The following is a 10,648-nucleotide window of genomic DNA, read 5'->3' as shown; positions in this document are numbered from 1 at the left end:
CGCGGCATGCCTAAGTTGCTACATGCCAATTAGTTTGTACTTGGTTTCCGCGAACCTGCCAACTCTCCTCAGCGCCCAAATGCTCAACCTTGTCAAAGAACGTGGCAAACACTCGCATCGGGGGCAGCCGCGGAACTCTCAGGCACAGGTCGGCGCTTGCGGTTCGCGCCGCAGGGATAGGATGCACGCTCTGGATTCCGCGGTTCACAACACCAGCGGTTCAGTCAAGTCCAGGGGTTTGCCCACGCCGTGGTGTTCAATGCGTTGAAGGGCGGCCTGGTCGAGAAAATAGAACCGGAGGGAATCCTCGTCGTGCTTGATCTCCTTAAGCAGCCGAGCGCGCAGTTGGACCCACTCTTTGGGGCCGACCGTGCATTCGAACACGCTCTTTTGCACCCTGACGCCGTAATCCTGGCAGGCGCGAGCGACACGACGAAGGCGGCACCGGCCTGCCTTTTCCGTGGTGGAGACATCATAGGTAATCAGGATGAGCATGGCGGTGGCGCGAGTTTGGGGTTTGGCGTTTGCAGTCTACTTGGGGATGAACGGGACGTACTCGGGAAGGTCGCCCCGGAGGTGACGCGCAAGAATACGGGCCTGGATGAAGGGAAGTTGGCCAATGCGAAACTCCTGCTCCAGCAACGGGTGGGTGAGTCGTACTTGTTTGCGCTCCTGGTAGGCCTGGATAACCTGTTTGCGCCCGGCATCGCTCAACTCGACGGCTCCACCTTCGCGGACCCTGAAATCCTCGGGGCCGATTTGCTGGCGGTTGATGAGCGTGATCGCCAGGCGGTCGGCCAGCCAGGGCCGAAACTCTTCCATCAAGTCCAATGCCAGTGCCGGGCGGTTCGGACGCTCGGCATGGAGGAAGCCGACGAAGGGGTCGAGCCCCGCGCAGGTAAGGGCAGCGATACAGTCATGTCGCAGCAACGCATAAAGAAAGGAAAGAAGGCAGTTGATGCGGTCACGCGGCGGACGACGAATGCGTCCGGTGAACCGGAAAACTTCGCGCTGTTGTTTCAGCAGCAGCGTGAAGACGCCGAAGTAAGTGGCGCTACCCAGACCTTCGATGCCGCGCAGGGCGTCGAGTGCATCCGCTGCCCGGAGTTGGTCGAGGGACCACTGCCCCAGGCCTTCAATTTGTCGGCCGAGCGCATCCGTAGCCGGAGTGATTTGGGACTTCAGGTCCGGGCTTTCGGCCTCGCGGGCGCCGCGCAACAGGCTGTTGCGGCTGTTTTGGAGCTTGGCGGCGATGATCTGCCGTGCGATGGCGGCGCAGCGGGGCGGATCATCGGCGGCACGGAACTGAGCGCGGCGCAACGTGACGCTGGTATCGGCCACGCCGACCAGGCGAGCCTGCAGGAGCCCGAACTCGCTCAGGAAATTCACCGCCACTCCGTGCTCCCAGCACAGGTGCAGCGCGGGCGGGCTGATGGTACTCGGACCAAAGACGCATATGGATTCGAGGTGGTGGATTGGGACGCGGACGCATTTGAAAGATGGGTCTTCGCATTTGACTCCTCCGGCCGGGGACCGGGAACCATCGGAACACAGGGGCACCTTGACCAGCAGGGTCAGGTGGTCGCGCGCGACGTACGTTCCGGGCGTGGTCAGATACAGGGTGTTCTGGGCGATGTCGGGCATGGGGGCTTTTCAGTCTTCACCATCGAGGGTCTGGACCATTCGGTCCTTCTCAAAGCCTCTGCAATCCAGTTGCCGGAAGGACAGCTCTCCGCTGCGTTTGCAGCTCCTGATGGGCAACGTGCGTTTTGCAATCATGTTTCTGAACGTCCGCTATGGGAAGGGCGCGACCTGGTTGGCGATTTCAAATCTGAAATATCGCCCGTGCCAGACGCTCTGCGCGGTCCTTCCCGACGCTGGCCCTGGGCATGCAGGTTTCGTAAAGGGAACATTCTGCACAGGCCGGCTTCCAGACAACTGGGGGCAGCCGGGGCAACTCGGATCTGCGATTCGCGATCTCAGATTCGAGGAACAGGGCGTGCAGATCGGCGATGACGCGCTCGGTCAGCGCGCGAAGTTCGGGAGTGAACACCACTTCCCGCCGGCGTTTGCTGGAGGCGTGAAAAATTGCGCCCCGCGGCACGGGAATGCCGAACATCTCCTCGAGACACAGTGCCTGGGCGCAGAGTTGGGCGTCATCGTTTTCCCACCTGCGACGCTTGCCGAGTTTGAACTCCACCGGGTAAAGCGCGCCATCGGGCCGCCGCTCCACCAGGTCGCACTTGCCGGAAAGGCCGAGCCGCTCGCACCAGACAGGCAGGGCGCGGAGCACGGTCACACCCTTGGCGACTTCGTACCCAGCCAGGTCTGAATGTTGGTGGACGATGTTGCCGCAAAGGGTGTGCTCGTTGTCTTTGAAAACGCCCTCGATGTGGATGAAGGCAGCCCGGCGAGGACAGAACAGGTACTGGTTGATGGCGGAGAGCGGGATCGGTTCTCGCTCTCCGCCCCAATTTGGCGGCGACGGCAGTGTTAGATGCCGGTCAGACACGACGCGGACCGATGGACCGGCCTTCATGACGCAGGTGCAGGACGATGCCGGGCGGCAGGTTCTCCGCTGTCCATTCGCAGCGCACGTCATAGTCGGCAAATGATTCAGGGAAACTCCTGCCCGGCTTCAAAGTCACCTTGATGCCCTCGAACAATACGTGGGCATGAGCGCAGCCAAGGCGTGCTTCGCGTTTGTTTTGTTCTGCGTTATTTGGGTGTTGGGTCCCCACATGCTCGAAGTCGTAAAGGCCGCGCACGACCATTTCGCCGCGTGCCGCGGAGCGATCGTGCTCGAACATGTGCAGAAGGGCCTGCCAGAGGAGGTCCAGGTCCGCCTGGGTGAAGCCGGTGCGCTCGGCAAAGGCCGGGGAGACGTAGCCTTTGGCGACGTAAAGGGCGTAGGGGACAATGTGCTTGTTGCCCATGGTGCGATTGCGGCCGCTGCCGGGTTCCTGCGCTTCCGCCTCTTCAACCTCTTTCTTCTCCTGGGCGTTTGTCACCGCACAGCGCGTGATGGAAACCTCCAACGGCGTGATCGGGTGGAAGGACTGGCCGAAGGTGAACTGCACCGGGCCGCGGACTTGCCCATAGGCAGAGCCTTTGAAGATTTTGTTCTTCGTTGAAAGGACTGCACCGAAAGCACGCAAGTCGTAGTAACGACGGCAAAGCCAGTCGAGTGCCTCTTTCTCCCAGTGATCGCGGTTTTTGTTCGCATCTACCCGCTGATTCGCATGTGGTTCGGCTTCGTCAATCAGGTCGTTCAGCACCGCGCCCTGCTGAATGAAGATGCAGTAGTTGCGGCCGTCTCCAGCGGGCGGCGCGAAGTGCGTGAGGTAGTTGCGGACTTTGCGTTTGAGGCAGACGTCGGAGACGAGGCCGCGGTTGGTGTTGGGGTCCAGACGCGGCAGGTTGCCGGCATCGGGATCGCCGTTGGGGTTGCCGTTGACGACTTCAAAGAGGAGCAGGAAGTCGTGGCGGTTGGTCAGGATGTTGTTGTTCATGTTCGTTTTGTTTGGGTTGAGGGTTCGGTTATTTGCCTGCGGGTTCGGATGCTTCTGACGCGGCGGCTTTGCGGGCGGCCGCGTCTTCAGCGGATTGCTGGTAAAAGCCCAGGGCAAACCGGCCCTGGGCCTGGAGATCAAGGACGCGCGGAAAAACCGGCGGTTTGCCCGGTTGTTCCGGCTTGAAGAGCGCCAGGATGTTTTGGATTTGCTCTTCCAGGAACCGTTCGTCGCCGGCGTAGCGCTTCGATTTGCTGATCTTGCTGAGGTGATGGCGGTTGAGCCGCAGCAGGAGCGGGAACACGCTGGCGGGCGATACGGAGGCGGTGCCGAAGTAGCGATCCGTAACTGTTGCATTGGCTTTCTTCCAGTCTTCCCCAGGTTTCCAGTCAGCATTCATTGCCTTCTCCTGGCAGCTGGCCAGGACGGCAAGCAGACGACCGCAATTGTAGGCCGGGTCGTCTGTGTCGGCCGTGAGTTTGGGTTTGATCTCCATGGTGTTTTCCTTTCGGTTGCGGTTGAGGATGAGTTTGAGGAGGGCAAAACGGCTTTCATCGAAAAGGAGGTTGTAGTTTTTGTCCCGCACGAGTCGGGAATGAAGCTGATCGAGGATCGGTTTGATGAGGGCGATGGAGGGCGCGGTGCCTTCGAGAGCGGCACGGTAAAGTTGTGCGGGCACGTCCGGGTGCAACATCTCATGATTCGGCACCAAGCGCCCGCCCTTGCGCATCAGGGGCGCGGTGCAAGCTGCCAACCGGCTAACGCCCAATGGTGCAGCTTCATCTTCGTCGGCGATGGGGGGCTGCGCAGTTTCGGAGTTCTCAGTGATGGCAAGATCTCTGAACCATCGTTCGAAATTCTTCGCAACGTCGGCTAAAGGCATCTGAAGCCAGCCCTTGATGACAATGCGCGGACCGGCCGCCGTGAGGGTAATCGCGACGAACTTGTCGCGTTCCGGCGGTGGCTTCTGCAACCCGCTCCACGGCGAAGTCATGAACTTTCGGACGGTAAGAGGATCAGGTCGCCGCAGCAGCCGCGCAAAGAGATTTGATGCCTCTTCCGATTCAACGGCCCAGAAGCAGAGCCATGCCGGGCCGAGCGAAAGCCAGTGGTCTTGCTGTTTGCTTAGAAACTGAAGCGCCAAGAGGTAGCCCTTCGAGGCGGTGACGGATGTCGGGGCGTTGTAACTCTTCTCGAAGCCGTAGGAGCAAAAGGCCGGCCTCTCAAAGCCAACGATTCCGGCGCCGGTGCCTTTTGCGGGCTTGGGCAAGCCGGTGACCATCGGCGTGTGAGTCCGGGCGAGAGGCACGTCACGCTGGCCAGTTACCAAGCACAAGCCGCGTTCCGCTTCTTTCTCGGTATTCCGCATTTCAGCGGCGAAAACCCTTCTCCAGTATTCGCGGACGGCTTGGTCTTCAAACAGGGGCTCTGGTCCTTTGCCTGAGACCACAAAGCTAAATAGATCCCCACCGAGCGGCTTTTCGTTTCCGCTGGCCGTGCGCACAAGCCAACCTGTGCCTTTTTCATCCAAGCGCAGAAATGGAGGCGCGCTTCCGCCCAACGCTTCCTTAAAGCGCAGCAACGCATCGAAGCGGGCATCTCCCGTTGCCGCCTTGGCCTCTTCGATTTGTCGCCAAAAGTCCAGGTGTTTCTGCTTCAGCTTCTTGGAGGCGCGTTCGTTTAGCGGCGCACCGGGCTTGGTGCTAAGGCCAAAGATGGCTCCAATGTCGTCCACAAGAAAATCGGCGACGGTGCCGGAATTCGTGGCGCGGCTCGTTTTGGGCACCTTGTATTCGCGCCCTTTGTTCTTTCGTTGACCTTCAGTTTCTTGCGGTCCCTGGCCGAGGAGATTCCCATTTTCGTCAAGGCAGATGAGCCAGCGGACCGGGGTCTTCGGGCGAAACGCTGGGTCATCCAGCAGATTCCGGGATTTGGCAAAATCGTATAAGAGTTGCAGGAGCATGGTCAGTTTCCTTCGATGTTGGGGAAGAGGATTTTGACGCGGTCGGGGTGACAATCCAGTTTCGATTTCTCGACCCGGGCATGGAAGAAAGCGGCTCGGGGTTGGATCAGCTTGCCGGTCCAGCGGGGCGGCTCGGCAACGCTTCGGTTGGCGCGCGGCGAACCCCGAGCACGCCGGGGCGTTGAACTCTCAGACTTTGAAATCTCAAAAGCGGCGATTTCATCCGGGCGCAACCAGCGGAAGCCGGAAGCGCGCTCGCGGTAGTCGAAGACGTCGTAGAGCATCAGGCCGATGTCTTCGTTGTACTGGTCTGGCGAGCGGCCCAGCGCGGCAGCGCGGCGTGCAAGAGCTTCATCCGGGTCGCCCTCGACCCAGTCGAAGTCCGCGGCGAATTCCCTCATGCCAAGGCCGGGGCGATGGAAGCATTTGCCCTGGCGGGCGCGACGCTCGATTTCTGCGAGATATTTGGCGAGCGAGTCCTCGGGGCGATTGGCCAACGGCGTGGTGCGCACTTCGGCGGTGATGAGATATTCCACATCTTGCAGCGCCAGCATGTTCCGTTGGGTGCCGTCGTCCGCGCCGCCCCCGGCTTGAATGGGCACAACCTTTTCGGGCGACTGCATCCAGGTTTTGGCGCTATCGAGGCTGATGACCTTGATGACCTCGTTGCGCCGAAACGAGAACCAGCGGCCTTTTTTGACGACGCGAATGGCGTCAACAAGGTAGTACATCTGCGGTTCCCAGAAGATGGCTTCGAGGATGCCGCGTGCGGCGGATGGCGTCATGACGGGGTAGCTGACGCGCTCGACTTTCATTTCAGGGCGGGTGAAACAGGCGAAGTCGCCCCAAACCCGAATGGTAATGTGGTGGTTTGTTTTCATGCGATAAAATCGTCCAACGGCCGGTTTTCGATGACAAGGCCGAGTTCGGGGTGATAAAAGCCGTCATCCAGGACGTGGAGTTCGAGGTTGGGCAGGAGTGGCTGGACGGCGTGGAGCGCCTCCAATCGTGCGAAGTTCTGTGACGGGACGTTGACCATGAAGCGTTGCAGGCTGCGGAGGTCGTCACGGGTGAACCGGGGCTGGCCCGGTGCGGGCGTTCGGGCGCGGATTTCCTCTATGAGCGGCGCGGCGTAAGCCTTGCCGTGGCTGTCGCGGGAAACGATCACAGGCCGCCCCTCATCGGAGATCACTTTGGCCTTGGCAGCAACCTGACGAAAGCGGAGCTGCTTGCGGTCCTCCTGGATCGTGGTTTCGCCACGCTTTGAGTAGTCGGTATTTACGACCTGGTACAGTGACTGAAAGTATTCGGCGAACAATTGGGGGTCGGTGGCCAATCGCTGAGAGGCGTTCGGGTCATGACCGAGCCGTGCGAGGATGACAGCGGCCTGGTCAGCTGCCGCTTGATACACGCCCGGCGGTAGCTTGTGGTCGGCAGGACGAAAGACGTGCACCTCGCCGGTTGCCAGCCGACCTTCGCGATTACAACGGCCGGCAACCTGGACGATGGCATCGAGCGGCCCCAGCGCGCGCCAGACCACGGGAAAATCCACGTCCACACCAGCTTCGATGAGCTGGGTGGAGATGACGCGACAGGGTTCATTTTCGCGCAAGCGTCGGCGGATTTCCTCGATCAACCCCAAACGGTGCTCAGGACACATGGCGGCGGAGAGATGGATCGGTGGCGGCTCGTCAGGCTGCTGGCGGCGCAGTTCTTCCCAGAGTTCCCGAGCGTGGCGGGTAAGATTCACAACGCACAGTGCCTGGCGGTGCGCTGCGAGGCGTTCGGCCAGCGTCGGCCAGTCGAGCGTTTCGCCGGGAGCGGGCAGACGGTAGTCCACACGCCGCAATTGCCGGAAGAGCGTCGGCGGGTCAGGAGCGATTTCGCGCAGTTCGTGCGGTTCGAAGAAGTCTTCCGGCAACGAACCCGCGCGCCGAAAGGCCGGTTGTGTAGCGGAGCAGAAAACGAAGCTGACGCCGTAGTTTCGCTGCAACTCGCGAAAGACATTGAAACACGGCGCGAGCAGATGCACCGGCAGGGTTTGCACTTCGTCGAAAACGACAACCGAGCGGGGGATGCGGTGAAGCTTGCGGCAGCGTGCCGGCGCAGCGGCAAAAAGGGATTCGAGAAACTGGACGGAAGTGGTGACAATGACCGGCGCGTCCCAGTTCTCCGAGACCAGTTCGAGGCGGGATTTCTCCTCTTCGCGTTGGTCCGGCGGCGGGCTGACGCCGGAGTGATTTTCCAGGACAACTTCATCGCCGAAGATGCGCCGATACTCGGCAGCGTTCTGCTCGATGATGGATAGGTAGGGAATGACGACGATGACGCGGCGCAGGTCGTGGGCTTTGGCATGAGCAAGTGCGAAGGCCATCGAGGAAAGGGTTTTGCCGCCGCCGGTGGGCACGGTGAGCGAGAAAAAGCCCTGGGGCTGCGCAGCGCGCGCCAGGCAGGCATCGAAGATGCGGTTGCGAAGCGCGGCGAGCGGGCTGTTCGGGTTGGCTTCGTTCTTTCGGCGGCGCTCGGCCTGCAGCGCGTCGAGCAGGCGTTCCGTATCGAGCGGCTTGTCAGGCGGCGGTGCAGCCGGCCAGTAGGCGGTGTCAAGACGGTCCGCGTCCACCAGGCAAGAAAAGAGCATTCGGATGTAGAGATCGGTCGCCAGCGCATCTGACACCCAGGTCGGTGGGTCGGGCGCAGGCGGCAGCGGGCCCAATTCGCCTTCGAGCAGGCGAACCAGTTTGGCAGACGTTTCGACCGGGTGCAGGTGTGCACTTCGGACAAGCTGCTGCAGGTCTCCGACGTCATGCAGGCCAGCGTGGTGGCCGGCGATGGCGAAGGCTGTTCCAGCGAGCTTGCCTTCGCGTGGGACACAGTCAAAAGCCCAAGCTGCGCCAAAGACGGCGTGCTGAGTGTCGGCGCTGCTGCTTCGCTGGCCGCGAAGCATTTGTTGGAATTCGATGCGGTACTTGCCCAAATCATGCAGCAGGCCGGCCAGTTCGGCTTCGGCCGCAAGGGCGAGGGGTTCAGCGAAGCGCCGGGCCAGCGCCGCGACGTTGCGCAGGTGTGTTGCCAGCGGCTGCCACTTTCCGGATCCCACCGGCAAGGGGCGCCCGGATTCGTCTTCGGCCGTGTGCGCGTAGAAGTCCAAGGAACCAGCCAGCCTTGAGCTTCGTCTCCAGAGTTACCCCGTGCGTACCTGCTGTCGGCAAATTGGTCAAGTCTGTTTCCGTATTTCGATGGGCTGGAGTTGGGTGGGTAATTGAGTCCAAGGAGACTGTTACCCTGGGGGTAGCCCGGTCGCGGAAACGGGTCGTGACGCGAAACGCCGGAGTTACGTACCATGAACACCAAATGGGTGCACTGGCCGAACCCAGACTGCCGAGAAAACTGCGGCGTGCTTATGCCCGGGCCGGCAGGCTTTACAAACGTCAACGGCTCGACCAAGCGGTCAGCTTGTTGGACTACCACCGCACGGCTGCCATCAGCGCCTTGCGCGCTAGATCGGCTGCACTACGGTCGACGGGCCGGCTGTTGGGCCGGCTTGGATCGTAGCACCCCGACACCTTGGTGCCGACCTTCAAGCCCGACTGGCCGGAGGTGAACACGGAGGGTGCAGCAGCTACCTGGATGATCGGCGGCACCTGTGGACGCTCGACGCGGGGGCACCGGCACTTTCACTGGACCGGCCTGTGCGCGGTCCAATACCGCAGTCAATACAGCACTTTGTCCCAAATCCGCGGTTTGGTCGCGTGGCTGCCCTCTGCCTTCTGGGAACTGGACTGCGACAACGGCGGACAGCTCCTCAACCATCACTGGGTGCCCTACCTCCGTCACCGCTCTCGACCGGTGCTTCTGACCCGGGCACGGCCGTGGTGCAACTACGACCATGCCCATGGGGAGTAGCACAACCGAGCCTGGCTCCGGGTGAACCAGGGCTACGTGAACCTGGAGGCGGCCCGGCTTGCCAACGCCCTTGGAGCCGGCGCCGACACCCGCCGCGGAAGCTCTGACGGTGCCGGTTGCCAGCAAACTGCCCTTTGCCGATGCCGGCGCCGCGCTGGAGCGGTTGAGCCGGGTCAAACCGCCCCCCGGCCACCCTCGACCGCCAAGCCAAACGCAAGGGCGCCGTCCCCGAGGAGTGCGCAACCGACAAGGCGCACACGCCGCAACCGGTCCCCGCCAACCGGGCCAGGCCCTCGAACCCTAACACATGGTTGCACCGGACGCTTGGAGCCTGCGAAAACGCGACGGCCGGAGTCAAAGCGCCAACCCCCCCGCCAAGGCACTGAGCCGGCACGCTGGCACCGGGTTCTCACCGGCACGGTCCTGCGCCCGGATCATTGCCGGCAGACGGCAGGCGGTCGGACGGTCGTCGCCCGGTACGGCTACGTGCTCCCGCGCCAGCGATCGAGCGCTCTACTCCAGCATCTGCAGGGCGAAGCGTTCCAGCGGGGGGCTGGGGGTGGCCAACGCACTGGTACCGGGCGACGGGACGGTGTCGATTTGGCGGCTGCCCGACGAGCACCTGCCGCAGGCCGGAGAACGACTGGATGACCACCAACTGCTGGAGCACGGCTGCGGCAGGGCGGTAGTTTTGGGGCGAAGAGAAGGGCAGATTCACCGGGTCGCTCAAGCCGCCAGTGCGCCAGCGCAAAAGCAAACTGGCCGTCAGAAGTGACCCGGCAATTGGATGAAGCGTTGGACGGACTCCCTCTCGGGTCGAGCACCGGGACAGTAGCCAGAAAGGTCGCGTACCACAATGAGCATTGGCAGTGTGTACACTCTCGGGCCGGAGAGCCGATGGGTAGCGGGGCTGTGGAGCTGACCTCCGGGCAGACACAACGCCGGTTCAAGTGGCCCGGGTAATTCTGGAATCCGGCTGCGGATGAAGCGCTGCTGTGCGTGCAAAGTTCTGGTGCAACGGGCGCCGGTTGCTCCTGTTCCCTCACGCCGCTTCGACCCTGCAAAAACCTGCGTTGCGCCCCTACACGCCGACCTCTGGAGCGGTGGTTTGACAAAACGGATCGAGCGTCCTAGTCTGGCGCCCAGTCTGCCATTTGGCAGACGGCGAAAGGCGCGATGTACGGGCCCTTGATCGCCAGCTGACCGAGAACAAACCGTCAAAACCTCGCAAGGACTATGCGTCAAAATCGAACTGCCTGGAGAAGCCTCG

The 10,648-nt window shown here is 61.9% G+C and carries 8 protein-coding genes and 1 CRISPR repeat array (1 of these 9 running past the window's edge); of the genes, 1 reads left to right on the top strand and 7 read right to left on the bottom strand.

Features of this window, described 5'->3' with window-relative positions; all coding sequences use genetic code 11:
• Position 1: a CRISPR direct-repeat array (repeat unit 37 nt); it reaches 751 nt to the left of the window's first position.
• A gap of 203 nt (positions 2-204) precedes the next feature.
• From cas2 to cas3, 7 genes are all read right to left on the bottom strand, one after another.
• Positions 205-495, bottom strand: coding sequence for a CRISPR-associated endonuclease Cas2 (gene cas2 / locus G4L39_RS00980; RefSeq protein ID WP_165105245.1), 291 nt, complete (start codon positions 493-495; stop codon positions 205-207).
• 36 nt (positions 496-531) lie between these two features.
• Positions 532-1,644, bottom strand: a complete 1,113-nt coding sequence (gene cas1c, locus G4L39_RS00975) for a type I-C CRISPR-associated endonuclease Cas1c (protein ID WP_165105243.1) — start codon at positions 1,642-1,644, stop codon at positions 532-534.
• A 181-nt stretch (positions 1,645-1,825) separates the two neighbouring features.
• Positions 1,826-2,539 (bottom strand): CRISPR-associated protein Cas4, encoded by a 714-nt coding sequence (gene cas4 / locus G4L39_RS00970; RefSeq protein WP_165105241.1) that lies wholly within the window; start codon positions 2,537-2,539, stop codon positions 1,826-1,828.
• Positions 2,505-3,512: a type I-C CRISPR-associated protein Cas7/Csd2 gene (cas7c, locus tag G4L39_RS00965; protein ID WP_165105239.1), complete on the bottom strand. Its 1,008-nt coding sequence runs from the start codon at positions 3,510-3,512 to the stop codon at positions 2,505-2,507. The genes cas4 and cas7c overlap by 35 nt, the downstream gene beginning before the upstream one ends.
• A 28-nt stretch (positions 3,513-3,540) precedes the next feature.
• Complete coding sequence (cas8c, locus tag G4L39_RS00960; RefSeq protein ID WP_165105238.1) at positions 3,541-5,475, bottom strand: type I-C CRISPR-associated protein Cas8c/Csd1; 1,935 nt, start codon at positions 5,473-5,475, stop codon at positions 3,541-3,543.
• A 2-nt stretch (positions 5,476-5,477) separates the two neighbouring features.
• Positions 5,478-6,356: a type I-C CRISPR-associated protein Cas5c gene (gene cas5c, locus G4L39_RS00955; RefSeq protein ID WP_165105236.1), complete on the bottom strand. Its 879-nt coding sequence runs from the start codon at positions 6,354-6,356 to the stop codon at positions 5,478-5,480.
• Positions 6,353-8,623, bottom strand: a complete 2,271-nt coding sequence (gene cas3, locus G4L39_RS00950; RefSeq protein ID WP_165105234.1) for a CRISPR-associated helicase Cas3' — start codon at positions 8,621-8,623, stop codon at positions 6,353-6,355. Before cas3 ends, cas5c begins: the two co-directional genes overlap by 4 nt.
• Before the next feature lie 416 nt (positions 8,624-9,039).
• On the opposite strand from cas3, the gene G4L39_RS00945 reads away from it, so the two are divergent.
• Positions 9,040-9,378 (top strand): hypothetical protein, encoded by a 339-nt coding sequence (locus G4L39_RS00945; RefSeq protein ID WP_165105232.1) that lies wholly within the window; start codon positions 9,040-9,042, stop codon positions 9,376-9,378.
• Positions 9,379-10,648: the final 1,270 nt, after the last annotated feature.

Origin of the sequence: Limisphaera ngatamarikiensis (genome assembly GCF_011044775.1) — a bacterium.
In the GTDB taxonomy this organism is placed as follows: domain Bacteria; phylum Verrucomicrobiota; class Verrucomicrobiia; order Limisphaerales; family Limisphaeraceae; genus Limisphaera; species Limisphaera ngatamarikiensis.
The sequence above is the reverse complement of the archived record's forward strand: the minus strand, read 5'-3'. Positions and strand labels throughout refer to the sequence as shown.

Bases quoted from the DNA above. Each gene is read 5' to 3' on its own strand.
- cas2 (WP_165105245.1), bottom strand. From the start codon at position 495: ATGCTCATCCTGATTACCTATGATGTCTCCACCACGGAAAAGGCAGGC.
- cas1c (WP_165105243.1), bottom strand. From the start codon at position 1,644: ATGCCCGACATCGCCCAGAACACCCTGTATCTGACCACGCCCGGAACG.
- cas4 (WP_165105241.1), bottom strand. From the start codon at position 2,539: ATGAAGGCCGGTCCATCGGTCCGCGTCGTGTCTGACCGGCATCTAACA.
- cas7c (WP_165105239.1), bottom strand. From the start codon at position 3,512: ATGAACAACAACATCCTGACCAACCGCCACGACTTCCTGCTCCTCTTT.
- cas8c (WP_165105238.1), bottom strand. From the start codon at position 5,475: ATGCTCCTGCAACTCTTATACGATTTTGCCAAATCCCGGAATCTGCTG.
- cas5c (WP_165105236.1), bottom strand. From the start codon at position 6,356: ATGAAAACAAACCACCACATTACCATTCGGGTTTGGGGCGACTTCGCC.